Annotated in this window: 17 protein-coding genes and 1 tRNA gene; 12 read left to right on the top strand and 6 right to left on the bottom strand. The window is 66.4% G+C overall.

The annotated features are described in order from the left end of the window. Window positions 1-79: 79 nt before the first annotated feature. Entirely contained in the window at window positions 80-1,411 is a 1,332-nt protein-coding gene (locus tag EGM87_RS01320) for a lipopolysaccharide biosynthesis protein (RefSeq protein WP_137709259.1), read from the top strand. A gap of 1 nt (window position 1,412) precedes the next feature. Here EGM87_RS01320 and EGM87_RS01315 read toward each other — a convergent pair whose 3' ends face one another. After that, on the bottom strand, window positions 1,413-2,516 hold the full coding sequence (locus tag EGM87_RS01315) for an NAD(P)/FAD-dependent oxidoreductase (protein WP_137709260.1): 1,104 nt from the start codon (window positions 2,514-2,516) through the stop codon (window positions 1,413-1,415). Next, a complete protein-coding gene (locus EGM87_RS01310) occupies window positions 2,513-3,493 on the bottom strand; it encodes an alpha/beta hydrolase (protein WP_137709261.1) in 981 nt (326 codons plus the stop codon). Before EGM87_RS01310 ends, EGM87_RS01315 begins: the two co-directional genes overlap by 4 nt. Before the next feature lie 63 nt (window positions 3,494-3,556). On the opposite strand from EGM87_RS01310, the gene EGM87_RS01305 reads away from it, so the two are divergent. The 8 genes from EGM87_RS01305 (at window position 3,557) to EGM87_RS01270 (ending at window position 11,230) form a co-directional block, all read left to right on the top strand. Continuing rightward, window positions 3,557-4,009, top strand: a complete 453-nt coding sequence (locus EGM87_RS01305; RefSeq protein WP_082166087.1) for an A24 family peptidase — start codon at window positions 3,557-3,559, stop codon at window positions 4,007-4,009. 52 nt (window positions 4,010-4,061) lie between these two features. Continuing rightward, entirely contained in the window at window positions 4,062-5,081 is a 1,020-nt protein-coding gene (gene cpaB, locus EGM87_RS01300; RefSeq protein WP_137709262.1) for a Flp pilus assembly protein CpaB, read from the top strand. A 1-nt stretch (window position 5,082) separates the two neighbouring features. Then, window positions 5,083-6,612, top strand: coding sequence for a type II and III secretion system protein family protein (locus EGM87_RS01295; RefSeq protein ID WP_137709263.1), 1,530 nt, complete (start codon window positions 5,083-5,085; stop codon window positions 6,610-6,612). Between the two features lie 17 nt (window positions 6,613-6,629). After that, window positions 6,630-7,301: a CpaD family pilus assembly protein gene (locus EGM87_RS01290; protein WP_025547810.1), complete on the top strand. Its 672-nt coding sequence runs from the start codon at window positions 6,630-6,632 to the stop codon at window positions 7,299-7,301. A gap of 1 nt (window position 7,302) precedes the next feature. Next, window positions 7,303-8,589, top strand: a complete 1,287-nt coding sequence (locus EGM87_RS01285) for a pilus assembly protein CpaE (protein WP_044661772.1) — start codon at window positions 7,303-7,305, stop codon at window positions 8,587-8,589. Between the two features lie 71 nt (window positions 8,590-8,660). Continuing rightward, on the top strand, window positions 8,661-9,659 hold the full coding sequence (locus EGM87_RS01280) for a type II secretion system F family protein (RefSeq protein WP_137709264.1): 999 nt from the start codon (window positions 8,661-8,663) through the stop codon (window positions 9,657-9,659). Between the two features lie 13 nt (window positions 9,660-9,672). Further along, complete coding sequence (locus tag EGM87_RS01275) at window positions 9,673-10,665, top strand: type II secretion system F family protein (protein ID WP_025547806.1); 993 nt, start codon at window positions 9,673-9,675, stop codon at window positions 10,663-10,665. 133 nt (window positions 10,666-10,798) lie between these two features. After that, complete coding sequence (locus tag EGM87_RS01270; protein ID WP_137709265.1) at window positions 10,799-11,230, top strand: DUF2147 domain-containing protein; 432 nt, start codon at window positions 10,799-10,801, stop codon at window positions 11,228-11,230. Window positions 11,231-11,524: 294 nt separating this feature from the next. Here EGM87_RS01270 and def read toward each other — a convergent pair whose 3' ends face one another. Beyond that, window positions 11,525-12,055, bottom strand: a complete 531-nt coding sequence (gene def, locus EGM87_RS01265; protein WP_048576188.1) for a peptide deformylase — start codon at window positions 12,053-12,055, stop codon at window positions 11,525-11,527. Between the two features lie 48 nt (window positions 12,056-12,103). Further along, complete coding sequence (recR, locus tag EGM87_RS01260) at window positions 12,104-12,700, bottom strand: recombination mediator RecR (protein WP_044661769.1); 597 nt, start codon at window positions 12,698-12,700, stop codon at window positions 12,104-12,106. A gap of 125 nt (window positions 12,701-12,825) precedes the next feature. On the opposite strand from recR, the gene fmt reads away from it, so the two are divergent. Further along, window positions 12,826-13,734, top strand: coding sequence for a methionyl-tRNA formyltransferase (fmt, locus tag EGM87_RS01255; protein WP_137709266.1), 909 nt, complete (start codon window positions 12,826-12,828; stop codon window positions 13,732-13,734). Between the two features lie 4 nt (window positions 13,735-13,738). Further along, window positions 13,739-14,485 carry a tRNA pseudouridine(38-40) synthase TruA gene (gene truA / locus EGM87_RS01250; RefSeq protein WP_137709267.1) on the top strand — a complete coding sequence of 249 codons (747 nt, stop codon included), beginning with the start codon at window positions 13,739-13,741 and terminating at the stop codon, window positions 14,483-14,485. A gap of 32 nt (window positions 14,486-14,517) precedes the next feature. Here truA and EGM87_RS01245 read toward each other — a convergent pair whose 3' ends face one another. After that, window positions 14,518-15,237, bottom strand: a complete 720-nt coding sequence (locus EGM87_RS01245; RefSeq protein ID WP_025550419.1) for a queuosine precursor transporter — start codon at window positions 15,235-15,237, stop codon at window positions 14,518-14,520. Window positions 15,238-15,323: 86 nt separating this feature from the next. On the opposite strand from EGM87_RS01245, the gene EGM87_RS01240 reads away from it, so the two are divergent. Beyond that, a tRNA-Arg gene (locus EGM87_RS01240) sits at window positions 15,324-15,400 on the top strand. 12 nt (window positions 15,401-15,412) lie between these two features. On the opposite strand, the gene EGM87_RS01235 is transcribed toward EGM87_RS01240, so the two are convergent. Then, entirely contained in the window at window positions 15,413-17,434 is a 2,022-nt protein-coding gene (locus EGM87_RS01235; protein WP_244309665.1) for an acyltransferase family protein, read from the bottom strand. Between the last annotated feature and the right edge of the window lie 6 nt (window positions 17,435-17,440).

Genomic DNA, 17,440 nt, shown 5'->3' with positions numbered 1-17,440 from the left:
GCCATGTTGCATCACAGCCGGCCCAATCCTAGATAGACCCGCGCCGGTCGGTCGGCGATCAGGAAAGGCCGGAACCCAAGTGACGAGCAAGCGCGGATCGGCTGGCGCTCAGGAAGGCTTCGCCCGCATCCTGGCGAATACCGGCTGGCTGCTGGGCGGCAAGGGCGTGGGCGCGGTGCTGAGCCTTGCCTATCTGGCCATCGTCACGCGAACGCTGGGCGTCGCGGATTTCGGCCGGTTCGCGCTGGTGCTGAGCGCCGCCAACGTCATCAAGACGCTGGTGAGCTTCGACAGCTGGCAGATCGTCGTGCGCTACGGCCAGCCGCATCTGGCCGCGGGCGACGGCGATGCGCTGAACCGGGTGCTGCGCTTCTGCATCCTGATCGACCTTGGCTCCGCCGTGGCGGGCGGGCTGATCGCGGCCTTCATCATCCTCGCCTTCGGACCGCTGATGGAATTGTCGGCGGGCATGGGGTGGCAGGCCTGGATCTTCTGCATGGTGATGATGATCACCATCCGCTCCAGCCCGACCGGCGTGCTGCGGCTGTTCGACCGGTTCGATTCCGGCGCCTTTGCCGAAACCATGATCCCGGTGGGGCGGATGATCGGCGCCGGGCTGGCCTGGGTGCTGATGCCCGATGTCACCGGCTTCCTTATCGCCTGGGGCGCGGCGGAATTGTTGTGCGCGATCAGCTATTGGTGGCTGGCGCTGCGCGTCGGGGGCGAAAGGCTGGGGCGCTGGCGGTCCGGCCGGGCGCTGGACGCGCGCAGGGAAAATCCCGGCATCGTCGGCTTTCTCACCGCCACCAATTTGCAGACGACCCTGTCATCCGTGGGCCAGCAGGTGGCCGTGCTGGTGGTCGGCCTGTTCGTGGGACCGGCGGGGGCTGGCCTCTACCGGCTTGCCAACCAGCTCGCCAATTCCCTGACCAAGATTTCCAGCCTGCTCTCCCGCAGCATCTTCGTGGAACTGAGCCGCACCCATTCCAGCCATGGCCATGAGGCGCTGGGTACGCTGTTCCGGCGGACCAACCGGCTGGCGCTGATCGCAGGGGCCGTGATCATCGCCCTCATCCTGACCATCGGCCATCCGCTGCTGGGGCTGATCGCCGGCAAGGCATTTCTGCCGGCCTATCCGCTGCTGCTGCTGCTGGGGATCGCGGCCTGCATCGACCTGGTCGGGGTGAGCTATCGTCCGCTGCTGATGGCGACCGACCGGGCCAGCCTGTCGCTGCGCATCACGCTGGTTTCGACCGCCTTGCTGCTGGGGATGCAGGCGGCCTTGTTGCCGATCTATGGCACGGTCGGGGCGGCAAGCGCGAATATCGTCGCCGCGATCGCGGGCTTTGCCATGATGGGGCTGGCGAGCCGACGGGTTTTGACACGGCCCGGCATGAAGGAAGCAGGCTGAACTAACGGAACCGCGCCGGAGAATAAGGCGCTGGATCGATCCCTATGATCTGCGGCGGCAAAGCCTCTCCCCTGAGAAGGGCAGCGCCCAGCAAGGCCGCAGCGGGCGAGGTCTGGATGCCGAACCCGCCCTGCCCCGCAAACCAGAAAAAGCCCCGCGCCGCCGGATCGAAGCCATAGACCGGCGCCCGGTCGCGGGAGAAGCTGCGCAGCCCGGCCCATTTGCGTTCCACCGCCTCGACCGGCCAGTCGACCACTGCCTCGAAGCGGGCGATCGCTTCCGCCACCGCCATTTCCTCCGGCGCGGCGTCGCAGGGCGGCGAAGGCTCCTCGTCATGGGGCGTGAGCCAGACCCGGCCCTCCCCCTCCGGCTTGAAATAGAATTGCGAGGCAAGGTCCATGACCAGCGGCAGATCGGCCGCAGGCATGGCAGGCACGCGCAACTGCACCACTGTCCGCCGCAGCGGCGCAATGCCAATCGGCGCGACCCCGCAGGCCCGGGCCACATCGTCCGCCCAGGCCCCCGCCGCGTTGACGATCATGTTGCAATCGATCGCGCCCCTATCCGTTTCGACCCGCCAGCCGCCGTCCCGCGCCTCGGCACGCCGCAATGCCGTCGCCAGCCGCACCTCGCCGCCCAGGCGACGGAACAGCCGCAACCAGGCCTGATGCAACGCCGCCACGTCGATGTCGCGCACACCCGGCTCCAGCACGCCCAGCGTCCATTCCGGCCGCAGTCCAGGGACAAGCCCGGCAGGCTCGACCGGAACCAGGTCCACCTTGCCGCCGAACTGCTCCAGCAGGCGGTCCCGCGCCGCCGCATCGCCTGCCCGCCCGATATGCAACGTCCGGCGCGGCGTCAGGAAAGGAGTGTCGGAAAAGTCCGGATCGGGCGCGGCCAGCATCGGTCCCGACGCCGTGGTCAGGGGCTGAACCGCCAGCCCGCCATAGGTCTCCTCCCAGAAGGAGACCGCCCGCCCCGTCGCGTGATAGCCGGCGCTCGGCTCCATCTCCAGCATCAGCACGCTGGCACGGTCCGCCAGCACCGCGCCAAGGCTCGCCCCGGCGATCCCGCCGCCGACAATCACGATGTCGGGCCGGTTCATTCCAGTCCGGCCCGGCCGGGGGCGACTTCATCCAGAAAGCAATCGATCCGCGCCAAGGCATCCAGCCGCACCGGGTCCAGCTCCCGCAATATCTCGTGCGCGGCCTCCCGCCCATAGACATGCAGCCGCGCGCCGGCAATCCGCGCCGCGATCCGCGCGATGGCAGGCGTGGAGACGAGCCGGTCGGTCCGCGCCGCCAGGATGAGCAGGGGCACGGCAATCCGCTCGATCGCGCGCCCCTGCTCCAGCGCGCGGGTCGAATGCAGCGCCTGCGCCACCCACTTCCAGCTCGGCGGGCCCAGCGCCACCTCCCTGCTATGGTCGCGCCACCACAGCTCATCCGCATAGCGTTCGGGATCGTGGGTCAGCCGCTTCTGCCGCATGCGCCGCTGGCGTTCCGACTCCTCCTTCTGCGTCCACGCCTGCTTTTCGGCAAAGCCCAGGGCGCACATCGTTTCGGCAATGGCCACCGCCAGCCAGCGCGGCAGGGGCGCGGTGTGCAGTCCCATCATCGGCGCAACCGTCACGGCGGCATCGGGCGGAGCCATCCCCTCCGCCAGCGCGCGCAGCAACAGATGGCCGCCCATGCTGTGACCGACGATCACGCTCGGCCCCACCCCCTGCCCGCGCCAATCGGTGGCGAAGGCTTCAAGGTCGGCGATCCACTGTCCGAAATCGTCGATATGGCCGCATAGCGGATCGCCGGTCGTGCGGCCCGATCCGCCCTGACCGCGCCAGTCGAAGCCGGTGACCGCCCAGCCCCGGTCGGCCCAGTGGCGGATGACCTCAAGATATTTCTCGATCATGTCGCCGCGTCCGCCCAGCACCAGCATCCGGCCGCGACGACCTTCGCCCAGCCGGTAGCGGCGAAGGCGCCAGCCATCCGGCGCGGTCCAGTAATCGAGCCGCCCGTCCATCGGCCAGGCGCGCCGGTCGAAAGCAACGGGAACGAAGCGGGGCGAATCCATGCGCCGCATGGTTACGCTTTGGTAAGCCATGCGGTCTATAGTTTCGAACCCATGACGGGGGATATTTTCCAAATGGCGCTGATCGGCGCCCTGACAGTGCTGCTGATCGTGGCGTCCGTCACCGATCTGCGGTCGCGCATCATCTCCAACCGGCTCAACCTGACGGTGGCCGCGCTGGCACCGCTCTGGTGGCTGGCCTGCGGCCTGCCCTTCTGGCCGGGCATGGCGGTGCAGCTGCTGGTGGCGCTGATCGTGTTCATGGCGTTCGCCGCCCTGTTCGCGCTCGGCTGCATGGGCGGCGGGGACGTGAAGCTGCTGGGTGCGCTGGCGCTCTGGTTTCCCTGGCAGGCGACCCTGTCGATGCTGATGCTGATGGCGGTGCTGGGGGGCATCGTCACCATCGTGACCGTCGTGCACCATCGCATGACCCGGCGGCTGGGCCAGCCGCAAATCCCCTATGGCATCGCCATCTCGTTCGCGGCGCTTTGGCTGCTTGGCGAACGATATATTAACCAATTTGCGTGAATAAACGGGGGCTCGGGCGCAACTCGTCCGATTGAGGGAGGCGAATTTCATCATGGATGCCAAGAAGATCGTGCTGCTGGTGGGGGCGCTGATCATAGCGGTCACTACAGCCCTGCTTGCACGCAACATGCTGAGTTCGTCGAGCGCACCGCAAGCGGGCGCATCGTCCATGCCGGTCGAGGCTGACCAACCCCATGTGCTAGTCGCGACCAAGGCCCTGCCGGTGGGCACCATCCTGGATGCGGAGAGCTTCCGCTTCCAGCCCTGGCCCAAGGATCTGGTCGAGCAGGCCTATTATATCAAAGGCCAGGCCGATCCGCAGAAGCTGGTGGGCAGCGTCATCCGCACCGCCATTTCCGCCGGTCAGCCGATGACCCTGGGGTCGGTGATCAAGCCGGGAGATCGCGGCTTCCTGGCCGCGGCCCTCGGGCCGGGCATGCGCGCCGTGACCGTGCCGGTATCGGCGCAGAATTCAGTGGCGGGCTTCGTCTTTCCGGGCGACCGCGTCGACCTGATGCTGACGCAGAGCGTCAGCGGCGGCGGCGAAGGCGAACCGCTCAAGGTCTCCGAAACCATCCTGCGCAACCTGCGCGTGCTCGCCACCGATCAGCGCATGGACGCGCTGGGCGCCGACGGCAAGCCGGTGGTTCAGACCTATTCCAACGTCACCATCGAAGTGACGCCGAAGATTGCGGAGAAGATCGCGGTGGCCCAGACCATCGGCTCGCTCTCGCTCTCGCTGCGCTCGCTCGCGGACAACAGTTCCGAACTGGACGCGGCCATTGCCGGCAGCGACGTCGACCTGCCGGACGGCAGCAATCCCAATGCGGAAAAGAAGCTGCTGGCCAGCATCGCCGCTCGCCCGGTCGACAAGGGCAGCACCTATTCCACAGGCGCCGACGTCTCGCGCTATCAGCGCAGCAGCGTCCCCGCCAAGCCTTTGCAGGCGATGGCTGCTGGCGGCTCTCCCGTCATGGGCGCGCCGGTCGGCGGAGGCATTGTCGGCCAGGGGCCGGTAATCCGCGTCGCCCGCGGAACCAGCGTGACCGTCGTTCCGGTCGGGGGGAAGTAAGATGAAGGGGTTCACTGTTCACACCCGTGCGGCCAGGCCGCACACCCTCTCGGCTCTTGCGGCCAAGCCGCTGCTCGGCCCCGCCATCGCGCTCGGCCTGGCGGTTGCAGCCGCGGCCGCGCCGACCACCGCGCTCAACGCCGCGCCTGCCTCCATGCAGGACAATGCGATCCTGCTCTCCGTGGGCGGCAGCAAGGTCATCAACCTGCCGGCCAAGATGTCGGACGTGGTGATCGGCGATCCGGATGTGGTCGACGTTCACGTCCGTTCGCAGAACCAGCTTTACCTGATCGCGAAGAAGGCAGGCGAAACCACCGTCTTCGCGACGGCGACGAACGGCAAGGTGCTGTTTTCCGGGACGGTGCGGGTCGGCAACAACCTGACCAGCATCGACGACATGCTGAAGCTGGCGATGCCGAACGCGGACATCGCCGTCAACAAGATGAACGGCATGGTCCTGCTGACCGGCACCATCGCCGCGCCGGAAGATGCGGCGGAGGCCGAAAGGCTGACCCAGGCCTTCGTCGGCAAGGAAGTGACCGTGGTCAGCCGCCTGCGCACCGCGACGCCGCTTCAGGTCAACCTGCAGGTCAAGATTGCCGAAGTCAGCAAGGATGTTGGCCATAAGATCGGCATCAGCCTTGCCTCCCGCGATCCTGGACTGGGCAAGGTCGTCGGCAATATTGGCGGCGGCATCCGTAATCCGCTGACCTTCAATGCCGATGGCGGCGGGACGTTCAACAACCTCTACGATGGCAGCTACACGCTCGGCGGCGTCGCCCGTATCCTGGGCATGGACATCGGTGCCGCTCTGGACCTTGCGGAATCGAGTGGTCTTGCCACCACCTTGGCCCAACCCAACCTGACCTCGCTCTCGGGTGAAACCGCCAGCTTCCTGGCAGGCGGCGAATATCCCTACACAATCAGCAATGGCACGCAGGGTAACAGCATCGAGTTCAAGCAATATGGCGTGCAGTTGGCCTTTACACCAACCGTACTTGCTGATGGCCGCATTTCGCTGCGGGTCCGCCCAACCGTGTCGAGCTTGGACTTCTCCGTTGATTCCAGCGTTCCGGCCCTCAAGAGCCGCACGGCCGAAACTACGGTCGAACTGGGTTCCGGTCAGGCCTTCATGATCGCCGGCCTGCTCAACAACGACACCGCGAACAGCATCAGCAAGGTTCCGGGCATTGGCAATCTGCCGATCCTGGGCAGCCTGTTCAAGTCGCGCAATTTCCAGCGTCACGAGACGGAACTGGTCATCGTCGTCACCCCCTATCTGGTGAAGCCGATGAATGCTTCGGACGTGCGCCTGCCGACGGACGGGTTCCGCAACGCCAATGAAGGTCAAGGACTGTTCCTGCAACAGATGCACGACGGCGTCAGCGGGGCCCGCTCCCCCATGCCGAGCCGCGCGCCGGGCGCTCCGGCGCCCGCGCCGGGTCCGCAAAGCTCGGCCGCTCTGCCGCCGGTCGCCTCTCGTGACACCGGCAAGCGTTCGAAGGACGCCGCGCCCGGCTTCAGCTTCTGATCCGAAGGACGAAAGACATGACTTTCCAGTCTCGCAAGACCCCCGTCCTCCGCGGCCTTATCCGCCTTGGCGCGCTCGCGCTGATGGCCCTGCCGCTCGCGGCCTGCCAGACCGACCAGGCCGCCAATCGCGGCGTGCAGTCGGTCCATCAGCCGGTCGTCAGCCACACCGCCTTCACCTATGATGTGCAGGCGGGCCCCGATGGCGGCCTCACCGCATCGGAGGCGCGCCGGCTGGACGACTGGTTCGTTTCCATCGGCCTTGGCTATGGCGATCAGGTCGCCGTGGCGACGGATGCGGGCTATTACAGCCCTGCCCTGCGCGAAGGCATAGCCGATGTGGTGGCGCGCCACGGCATGCTGGTGGGCGAAGACGGCACCGCCGTCGCCGGCACCGCGCCACAGGGCGCCGTGCGCCTGATCGTGCGCCGCGCCACCGCCAGCGTGCCCGGCTGCCCCGACTGGTCGGACAAGCCGGAAACCGACCAGCAACTGGGCGCATCGACCAATTTCGGCTGCGGCGTGAACGGCAATCTGGCCGCGATGATCGCCAATCCGGAGGATCTGGTGCGCGGCCAGACCACCGACAGCGACCTGCGCACCGCCACGTCCAACCGCGCGATTTCGACCTATCGCGAAAAGGCGCCGACCGGTTCCGGCGACCTCAAGACCCTGTCGGGAGGCAATTGACATGAACGCACCCTGGAAACCCGGCGCATCCGGCCAGCGTGACCCCTTCCATGCCTTCGTCTGCGACGATCACAGTTTCGACCTGCTGCGCGTCGTCGCGGCGGAAATGGGCTGGGCGCCGGAAAAGGTGAACAAGGGCGGCATGCGCAACGCCGTGCAGTCCCTGTCGATCACCGCTTCGCCGCAGATCCTGTTCATCGACATGTCGGAAAGCGGCGATCCGCTGAACGACATCAACAGCCTGGCCGAAGTGTGCGAGCCCGGCACGGTCGTCATCGCGGCAGGCCAGGTCAATGACGTGCGCCTCTATCGCGACCTGCTGGCCAGCGGCATCCAGGACTATCTGCTGAAGCCCTTCGGCGCGGACCAATTGCGCGACGCGCTGGCGCAGGCGCAGGCCGTATTCTTCGCGCCACGCGATGCGGGGCCGGAACGGCCGCACATGACCACGGCGGTCATCGGCACGCGCGGCGGCGTGGGCGCGTCCAGCTTGGCAACCTCGCTCGCCTGGCTGCTCAGCGACAAGAGGCAGCGCCCGACCGCCCTTCTCGACCTGGACGTCCATTTCGGCACCAACGCGCTGGCGATGGACCTGGAGCCGGGGCGCGGCCTGACCGACGCCATCGAAAATCCCAGCCGCATCGACGGTCTGTTCATCGAACGCGCCATGGTGCGCGCGAGCGACACGCTGGCGATCCTGTCGGCCGAAGCGCCGATCAGCCAGCCCCTGCTGACCGACGGCGGCGCCTTCTACCAGTTGCTGGAGGAGTTCCGCGCGGCTTTCGAATGCAGCGTCATCGACCTGCCGCGCGCCATGCTGATCCAGCATCCGCATCTGATGAGCGACGTGAACGTCACCGTCGTGGTCACGGAACTGACGCTGGCGGCGGCGCGGGATTCGATCCGCATCCTGTCCTGGCTCAAGACCAACGCCCCGCAGTCGCGCGTGCTGGTGGTCGCCAACCGCGTCCACCCCGGCGCGCCGGAAATCAGCCGCAAGGATTTCGAACAGTCGATCGAACGCAAGGTGGACGTGCTGATCCCCTTCGACCTCAAGGTCGCCTCGCAGGCCGCCAAGCTGGGCAAGACGCTGGCGGAGACGGCCAAGGGCAGCAAGGTCGGGGCCGCCTGCAACACCCTGCTGGATGCGGTATTGGGCGCGGCGGAGGAGGCGGAGGCCGATGAAGGCCGCGCGACCTCGTCGAAGAAGGGCGATTCCCTGCTGGGCAAGATCAGCGATCTCAAGAGCATGATCCCTTCGCGCCGCAAGGGCAAGGCTTCGGCCTGAACAGGATGGGCCGTGCCGCCTGGGGGCGGCATGGCCGCTTTGATGGAACCGGATAAGAAACGGGCAGGCACATGAACGGCAATATCATCCTGATGGCAGTGCTGCTCGCAACCATGCTGGGCCTGATCGTCATGGCCTTTGGCGGCCCGTCGCCGGAAAAGGCGCAGAAGCGCCGCATGGAACTGATCCGCGGCCGGCACAGCGATTCCACCGACGCCATATTGGAAGCGCGCATGCGCAAGGCGATCTCGAACCGCCCGGCCGGCAATGAATCGTCGATGCTGGTGTCCCTGGTGCCCAATCCGGAAAACCTCGCCAAGCGTATCCGCATGACCGGCAAGAAATGGACCGTCAGCCAGTATATGACCGCCTGCGCCGTCATCTTCCTGCTGCTGTCCGCCGTGCTGATGCTGCGCGGATTCCCGCCGCTGTTCGCCGTGATGCTGGGCCTCGCGGCGGGGCTTGGCCTGCCGCATATGTGGATCAGCCGGCTCATCAAGGGCCGCGTGCTGAAATTCAACGCCAAGTTTCCAGACGCATTGGAACTGCTGACCCGGGGCCTGCGCTCGGGCCTTCCCATTGCCGAGACGCTGAACGTCGTGTCGAGCGAAGTGCCGGGACCGGTGGGCGAGGAATTCAAGCTGATCACCGAACGCATCAAGATCGGCAAGACCATGGATCAGGCGTTGCAGGAGACCGCCGACCGGCTGGGCACGCCCGAGTTCCAATTCTTCGTCATCAGCCTGGCGATCCAGCGCGAAACCGGCGGCAATCTGGCGGAAACCCTGTCCAACCTCGCCAACGTGCTGCGCCAGCGCGCGCAGATGAAGCTCAAGATCCGGGCGATGTCCTCGGAATCCAAGGCGTCGGCCTATATTATCGGCGTGCTGCCTTTCACGGTATTCGGCCTGATCTGCTACATCAACTACGATTACATGTCCCCCTTCTTCACGCCCGACCCAGCCGGGATATTCGGCCTTTCGACCATGCAGGTGGTCGGCATCGGCGGCATGTGCTGGATGGCGATCGGCGCCTTCATCATGGCGCAGATGATCAACTTCGAAATCTGAGGAAGCCGACAAGATGGAAAGCACACCCGTCCCCGCCGGCACCCTCTTCGGCCTGACCGCCACCGATTTCGGCACGCTGCTCGCCGCCCTGGCGACACTGGCGACGCTGTTCGCGCTTTATGCGGTCATGACCGTGCGCGATCCGATGGCAAAGCGCGTCAAGGCGCTCAACGAACGGCGCGAACAGCTGAAGGCCGGCATCACCGCCTCCACCGCGCGCCGCCGCGCCAAGCTGGTGAAGAAGAACCAGACGACCGACCAGATGCGGTCGCTCCTCTCCAGCCTGAAGGTGCTGCAGGACGATCAGCTCAAGGAAGCGCAGATCAAGCTGGCCCAGGCCGGCATCCGGTCGAAGGACTGGGCGGTCGCGGTGATCTTCGGCCGCATGATCCTGCCGATCGTCATCGGCGGCATGGCGGCGCTGCTGCTCTATGCGGTGGGCATCTTCCCCGAATGGGGCGGCGCGAAGCGCTTCATGGCGTTCGCCGGCGCGTTGCTGCTGTCCTACAAGGCGCCCGACATCTTCATCGACAACAAGATCCAGAAGCGTTCCGCCGCGATCCGCAAGGGGCTGCCCGACGCGCTGGACCTGCTGGTGATCTGCGCCGAGGCTGGATTGACCGTCGACGCCGCCTTCAGCCGCGTCGCCCGTGAACTGGGCAAGGCCTATCCGGAGCTGGGCGATGAATTCCACCTGACCGCCATCGAACTCAGCTTCCTTACCGAGCGGCGCATGGCCTTCGAGAACCTGGCCACCCGCGTCAAGCTGGACGCGATCAAGGGCGTGGTCACGACCATGATCCAGACGGAAAAATACGGCACGCCGCTGGCTTCGGCCTTGCGCGTGCTGTCCGCCGAATTCCGCCACGAACGCATGATGCGTGCCGAGGAAAAGGCCGCGCGCCTGCCCGCGATCATGACCGTGCCGCTGATTCTCTTCATCCTGCCGACCCTGTTCGTCGTCATCCTGGGTCCGGCCGCCTGCTCGATCAGCCAGGCCTTCTAAAATTTTGAAGGGGCGCAGGCGCGTTGCCGTAGCGTCCCTTCGAACGCCCGCGAAAACCGCTGATTTTCCGCCTTGGCGAAGCGGCCGATCCTGCCCTATCCCCTTTTGCAAAGACGCAAATCCGGAGAGGTCCATGGTCGCCATCACCCGCATCGCCGCCCGCGCCGCGCTGCCCATCCTGCCCCTGTTCGCCGCCCTGCCCGCGCAGGCCGCCCAGCCCATCACCGGCCGCTGGGCCACGGTCGACGGCAAGGCCATCGTCCAGATCGCCCCCTGCGGCAAGACGCTCTGCGGGCGGATAGAAAAGATCGTGAAACCCACCCCCGGCCGCCCCCAGACCGACATCAAGAACCCCGATCCGGCCCAGCGCGGCAAGCCGCTGACCGGTCTGGCGCTGCTGACCGGCTTTGCCGACGTGGGCGATCTGTGGAAAGGGTCGATCTACGATCCGGAAAGTGGCAAGACCTATAACAGCAAGGTCAGCCGAAACGGCGACGGCACGTTGAAGGTGCAGGGTTGCATCATGATGTTCTGCAAGACCCAGACATGGACGCCCGTGCGCTGATCGGCTGACCTCTTTTTGGATGAAGCCAGCCATTCCCCCTCCGCGGGCGGGAGGGGGTGAGCCAGTGCGACATCTGCGGAGATTCCCAACCGCCAGGCCGGAAACTCGCTACGCTCACCCTCCGCCTCCCGCCCAAAAACGAAATGCCCCGGCCAAGGCCGGGGCATTTCGTTTTAGAGCAGATTCCGATCCGATTGCATCGGCTCGACTGCTCTAAGTTTTTGTTTTGTCGCGTTTTCCGAGTCAGCAGATGATTCCATCTGCTTGGAAAACGCTCTAGCTCTGCCGCTGGGATCAGGCCGCCTTGCGCGCCTTGGTCAGCTTCTTCATCAGCATGTCCCGCTTCAACCGCGACAGATGGTCGATGAACAGCACGCCCTGCAGATGATCCATCTCATGCTGCAGGCAGGTGGCCAGCAACCCTTCCAGCCGCTCCTCATGGATGCGTCCGTCCCTGTCCATCCAGCTCGCGCGGATGCTCGCCGGCCGCTCCACTTCCGCAAACTGGTCGGGGACGGACAGGCAGCCCTCATTATAGACCGACAGGTCCTCCGATCCTTCCAGGATTTCCGGATTGATGAACACCATCGGCTTCCTGACCGGCGGCGCGCCCTCCTCATCGGATTCGGGTTCCTGCAGGTCGATCACCAGCACCCGCTTGGGTACGCCCACCTGGATCGCGGCCAGGCCGATGCCCGGCGCGTCGTACATGGTTTCGAACATGTCGTCGATCAGACGCTGCAAATCGTCATCGATCGCCTCCACCGGAGACGAGATGGTACGCAGGCGCGGATCGGGCGCCTCCAGGATGGGAAGAATGGCCATGGAACCAAAATAATCGGACGGCCGGAAAATTTCAAGCGACCGCCACATTCACCCGACGGGGCGTCGCGCCCTCAGCGCCTGGGCCAACGTCCCCTCGTCCAGATAGTCAAGTTCCCCGCCCACCGGCACGCCATGCGCCAGTTGCGTCAGGCGCACGGGAAAACGCTCCAGCCGTTCGGCCAGATAATGGGCGGTGGTCTGTCCCTCCAGCGTCGCGTTCATCGCCAAAACCACCTCGTCTATGCCGCCGGCCTCCACCCGCGCGACCAGCGCATCGATGGACAGGTCCTCCGGACGCACGCCTTCCAGCGCAGACAGCCGACCGCCCAGCACATGGAATCGCCCCGGGAACAGTCGCGACTTGTCGAGCGCCCACAGGTCCGCAACATCCTCCACGACGCAAAGCGCCCGCGCATCCCGGCGCGGATCGGCGCAGATGCCGCAGGGATCGACGGTATCGACATTGCCGCACAGGCTGCATGTCACCAGCCGTTCGTTCACCGCATCCAGGGCGCGCAGCAGCGGCTCCAGCGCGGATTCCCGCTTCTTGAGCAGGTGCAGCACGGCACGCCGCGCCGAACGCGGGCCAAGGCCGGGCAGGCGGGACAGCGCCTGCGTCAGCGCTTCGATCTCGGGAGAAGCCATGGAACCGGAATAAGGGCTTGCAAGTCGCGGACACAAGGGGTTTGAGAGGCGTCTTCGGAAATACGCCTCCCAGCGCATTTCAGAGGCGGCGCCGGCCGGCGCCGAAACCCAACAAAAGGCCAGCCATGCGCATCGTTTATATGGGAACCCCGGATTTCGCCGTGCCGGCCCTGGCGGCATTGGCAAAGGCCGGGCATGAGATCGTCGCCGCCTACAGCCAGCCGCCCCGCCCGGCCGGACGCGGCAAGGCGCTCCGTCCGTCCCCCGTCCATGCGAGGGCGCTGGAAATGGGCATAGAGGCGCGCACGCCGGTTTCGCTGAAGGATGCCGGGGTGCAGGCCGCCTTCGCCGCGCTGAACGCCGATGTGGCGGTGGTCGCCGCCTATGGCCTGATCCTGCCTCGCCCGATCCTGGAGGCGCCGCGCCTGGGCTGCATGAACATCCACGCCTCCCTCCTGCCTCGCTGGCGCGGCGCTGCGCCGATCCAGCGCGCCATCCTCGCTGGCGACAATGTCACGGGGGTCACCATCATGGACATGGAGGCAGGGCTGGACACCGGCCCGATGCGCGCCAAGCATGTGACGCCTATTGAGGACAAGACCGCCGGCGCACTGACGCAGGAACTGGCCGAAGCCGGCGCGGAACTGATGGTGGAGGTGCTGGACGACCTCTCTCTCCACCCGCCTGTCGCCCAGCCGGAGGAAGGCGTCACCTACGCCTCCAAGATCGAAAAGGCGGAATCGCGGATCGATTTCAGCCGCGACGCGCATCAGGTCGAACGGCAGGTGCGCGCCTTCAACCCCATACCGGGCGCCTTCTTCGAATATCGCGGCGAACGGTTCCGCATCCTCGCCGCCCATGTCGAGGAGAATGACGGCCCGGCGGGCGAGTTGCTCGACAACAGCCTGCTGATCGGCTGCGGCCATGGCAGCATCCGCCCGACGCTGATCCAGCGCGCGGGCAAGGGCGCGATGTCGGCGGGCGAATTGCTGCGCGGCTATGACATGCCCGCCGGCAGCCGGATCGACGCCTGACCCCATGACCCGTTTCGCCTTCACCGTCGAATTCGATGGCCGCCCCTTCATGGGCTGGCAGCGGCAGGCCCATGGGCCGAGCGTGCAGCAGGCGATGGAGGACGCCATCTTCGCCGTCACGGGCGAACAGGTCGCCGTCCATGCGGCGGGGCGGACCGATGCCGGCGTCCACGGCCTTGGCATGCGCACCCATGCCGACATTGCGAAGGACATCGCGTCCTTCCGCCTGATGGAGGCGCTGAACGCGCTTCTCCGGCCGGCGCCGGTCGCGATCCTTGCCTGCGAGGCCGTGGCAGACGACTGGCATGCGCGCTTCTCCTGCACCGGCCGCTCCTATGTCTATCGCATCGCCAACCGCCGCGCGCCGCTGACCTGGGAAAATGGGCTGGTCTGGCGGGTGATCCAGCCGCTGGACGCGGACGCGATGCAGGAGGCCGCGCAACTGCTGGTCGGCCGGCACGACTTCACGACCTTCCGCTCGGTCCACTGCCAGGCGGAAAGTCCGGTGAAGACGCTGGACCGGCTGGATGTGGAGCGTGCGGGCGACCGCCTCGCCATCCATGCGGAGGCGCGGTCCTTCCTGCACCATCAGGTGCGGTCGATGGTGGGATGCCTTGCCATGGTGGGCATGGGGCGCTGGTCGATAAGCGATCTGGAGGCGGCGCGAGACGCGAAGGACCGGGCCGCCCTGGGATTGAACGCGCCGCCCGATGGGCTGTATTTCGTGCGGGCGCGTTACCCGGGCGAGTAATCATGCGCCTGCGCAGGCGGGAACACCATGTCCTAGAGGCTTGCCCGGAACGGCGTGAAATTCGTGCCCTCGTCGAAAACGTCCAGCCCCTCCGCGCGCTTGAGGCGATTGACCACCACATAGGTCACGGGCGTCAGCACCGCTTCCCACGTCACCTTCATCAGCCAGTTGGTGACCATCACCGTCGCCACCTGCGCGTTGGTCCAGTCTCCATAAAAGGCGAGCGGATAGAAAAGCAGGCTGTCCACCCCCTGCCCCACCACGGTGGAACCGATGGTCCGCATCCACAAATGCCTGCCCTGCGTCAGCAGCTTCATCTTGGCGAGGACGAAGCTGTTGGCGAACTCACCCGCCCAGAAGGCGGTGACGGAGGCGAAGACGATGCGCCACGTGCTGCCGAACACGGCCTCATAGGCCTTCTGGTCCGGCCATCCCTCCGCCGGAGGCAGCTTCACCACCACCCAGCTCATCAGCGCCATGAACAGCATTGCACCAAAGCCCGCCCAGACGCATCGCCGCGCCCGCGCATAGCCATAGACTTCGGTCAGCACGTCGCCCAGCACATAGCCCAAAGGAAAGAAGAGGATGCCCGCGCCAAAGGTGAAGCCGCCCAGCGTCGACAGCTTCGCCGCGCCGATCAGGTTGGACAGCAGCAGGATCGCGACGAAACCGGCCATGCAGAAATCGAAATAGCGCAATGGGCGCGCACCCAGCGCATAGGCGTCGATTTTCCTTACCCCCGCATCGCTCATGCGCCCTTGCATATCGGGCCGGCGCGCAAATGCAATGCCGCCCATGATTGCAAGCCGGTCAAAGCCCCGCTATCGAACGCGCCGACGGCCCCGTAGCTCAGCTGGATAGAGCATTCGCCTTCTAAGCGAATGGTCACAGGTTCGAATCCTGTCGGGGTCGCCATTTTCCGCCAGTTCAGCGCTTTTCGCGGCGGTCGGCCCGTTCCCGGATCGGCCGCATCGCTTCATGGACCATGCCGCTCAGCAGCAGGCTGCCCTGCCGCGACAGATGGTCGTCGTCGGAATAAAGCGGCACGCCATGCATCATCGTCGCGCAATGGCCGGTGCCGCAGAGAAGGCGGTGCGGATAGACGACGCCGGCCGCGAAGCGCCGCCGCATCTCGTCGAAGGCGCCGAACACGTCGCGCTGCCGCCGCAGATAATCCGCCAGCGGCAGGTCCAGTTGCGCCGGTTCGCTGTAGAGTTCCGCCCGCGCAAGGCTTTCCGGCACGTTGCGGCGGAATTCCGGAATGGGCGCGACCAATATGACCCGCTTGCCCATGCCGGTCAGTGTCCGCACCGTTTCCTTCAGCCCCGCGCGAAACAGCAAGGCGTCGCGCTTGAGGCTCCGGTCGTCATTCCCGTCCCGGCCGAGATAGCAGGGCGTCCCGCCTTCGGGACGGCGTCCATTGGCGCACAGGCCCCAGCGGGACACCAGGAAGACCGTGTGGATCGTCGGACTGTCGCGCAGCATCGCCAGCACCTGCGCGTTGAAGGCGCTGCAATCATGGCTGGCGGGCTGGTCCAGCCGATCCAGCCCCAGCAGGGTGGGGCAGGCAGGATAGGATGCGATCCGTCCGGACAGACCCAGCGCATCGCCTGCCTGATCGAATGCGGGTTTCAGCGCATGGGCGTGGGAATCGCCCCAGAGCAGGAAACTGGGCGCCGTGCCGTTATGCGCGCCCACCGCGCACAGCGCCCGGTGCCGCACCGCCGCCATGCCCGAACAGCGCTCCGGCAGATAGGCCATGCTCCGGCTCGCCGCATCGAGCGCGGCGACGGAGGGCGCCACTCGCGCGGGCAGGCCGCCGGACAGGTAGAGCAGCGCGCCCGCTCCGCACCCCGCCGCCATCATCGCGCCGGCGAGCGCGAAGGCGCGGCCTGCCGTGAAGCGACGAGCCCGGCGGAACGGCTCCTCGATGAAGCGCCAGGAGAAAGCGGCGAGGAGGAGCGAGAGCAGGATGATGAGCAACTGCTCCCGCAACCGCCAGTCGCCGTCCGTGCGATAGGTCCAGAAGACGACAAGCGGCCAGTGCCACAGATAGAGCGAATAGGAGATGCGGCCGACCGCCACGGGCATCGCGCCGCCCAGCAGATGGCTGACCGCCGACCCGCTCTGCCCCGCATGCAGGATCAGTAGTGCCCCCAGCACCGGGTAAAGCGCGTTCAGCCCCGGAAAGGCCGTCGCGCTGGAAAAGCCGAACAGCGCCCAGCCGATCGACGCCACCCCCGCCAGCGCGCAGAGCTGCGCCGCCCAACGGTTCCGCAGCGGCGGCAACATATCCGTCGCCAGCAACGCGCCCGCCAGCAACTCCCAGGCGCGGGGAAAGGGAAGGTAGAAGGCCAGCACCGGCGCACGGTCGACCAGCAGCAGCGCCGTGGCGAAGGACAGAAGCGCCACCACCCCCAGCAGGAGCCGCGTCCGCCCGCCCGCCCTAAAGGCACACAGCATCAGCAGCGGGAAGAGGATGTAGAATTGCTCCTCCACCGCCAGCGACCATGTGTGCAGCAGCGGCGCTTCTTCCGCGGCGCTGCCGAAATAGCCGCTATGCCGCGCGAAATGGAGGTTGCTGGCGAACAGCACCGTCGCTGCGGCGCTCAGGCCAAGCGCGCGATAGTCCAGGGGCAGCAGGATCTGGCTGCCGGCGATGATGGTGACGGCGATGGTCGCGAACAGGGCGGGGAATATCCGGCGGATGCGCCGCACATAGAAATCGGTGAGGCTGAACCGGCCTTCCGCCAGCTCCCGCGCAATGATCGAGGCGATCAGATAGCCGGAGATGACGAAGAAGATGTCGACGCCAATGAAACCTCCGGAAAAGGGCCAGAGGCGGACATGATAGAACAGCACCGGCAGCACCGCCAATGCGCGCAGCCCATCGATGTCGCGCCGATAGGCAACGGACGGGCTGGCCTCCAGCGCGGTCGGCGCGGGCAAGGCCGG

This window comes from Sphingobium sp. RSMS, from assembly GCF_005406185.4.
GTDB classification, from domain to species: Bacteria; Pseudomonadota; Alphaproteobacteria; order Sphingomonadales; family Sphingomonadaceae; genus Sphingobium; species Sphingobium fuliginis.
This window is presented reverse-complemented; position numbering and strand designations above follow the sequence as displayed.

Excerpts from the sequence above, each read along its gene's own strand:
- EGM87_RS01315 (WP_137709260.1), bottom strand. The coding sequence starts at position 2,516 with ATGAACCGGCCCGACATCGTGATTGTCGGCGGCGGGATCGCCGGGGCG.
- EGM87_RS01310 (WP_137709261.1), bottom strand. The coding sequence starts at position 3,493 with ATGCGGCGCATGGATTCGCCCCGCTTCGTTCCCGTTGCTTTCGACCGG.
- EGM87_RS01305 (WP_082166087.1), top strand. The coding sequence starts at position 3,557 with ATGGCGCTGATCGGCGCCCTGACAGTGCTGCTGATCGTGGCGTCCGTC.
- cpaB (WP_137709262.1), top strand. The coding sequence starts at position 4,062 with ATGGATGCCAAGAAGATCGTGCTGCTGGTGGGGGCGCTGATCATAGCG.
- EGM87_RS01295 (WP_137709263.1), top strand. The coding sequence starts at position 5,083 with ATGAAGGGGTTCACTGTTCACACCCGTGCGGCCAGGCCGCACACCCTC.
- EGM87_RS01290 (WP_025547810.1), top strand. The coding sequence starts at position 6,630 with ATGACTTTCCAGTCTCGCAAGACCCCCGTCCTCCGCGGCCTTATCCGC.
- EGM87_RS01285 (WP_044661772.1), top strand. The coding sequence starts at position 7,303 with ATGAACGCACCCTGGAAACCCGGCGCATCCGGCCAGCGTGACCCCTTC.
- EGM87_RS01280 (WP_137709264.1), top strand. The coding sequence starts at position 8,661 with ATGAACGGCAATATCATCCTGATGGCAGTGCTGCTCGCAACCATGCTG.
- EGM87_RS01275 (WP_025547806.1), top strand. The coding sequence starts at position 9,673 with ATGGAAAGCACACCCGTCCCCGCCGGCACCCTCTTCGGCCTGACCGCC.
- EGM87_RS01270 (WP_137709265.1), top strand. The coding sequence starts at position 10,799 with ATGGTCGCCATCACCCGCATCGCCGCCCGCGCCGCGCTGCCCATCCTG.
- def (WP_048576188.1), bottom strand. The coding sequence starts at position 12,055 with ATGGCCATTCTTCCCATCCTGGAGGCGCCCGATCCGCGCCTGCGTACC.
- recR (WP_044661769.1), bottom strand. The coding sequence starts at position 12,700 with ATGGCTTCTCCCGAGATCGAAGCGCTGACGCAGGCGCTGTCCCGCCTG.
- fmt (WP_137709266.1), top strand. The coding sequence starts at position 12,826 with ATGCGCATCGTTTATATGGGAACCCCGGATTTCGCCGTGCCGGCCCTG.
- truA (WP_137709267.1), top strand. The coding sequence starts at position 13,739 with ATGACCCGTTTCGCCTTCACCGTCGAATTCGATGGCCGCCCCTTCATG.
- EGM87_RS01245 (WP_025550419.1), bottom strand. The coding sequence starts at position 15,237 with ATGAGCGATGCGGGGGTAAGGAAAATCGACGCCTATGCGCTGGGTGCG.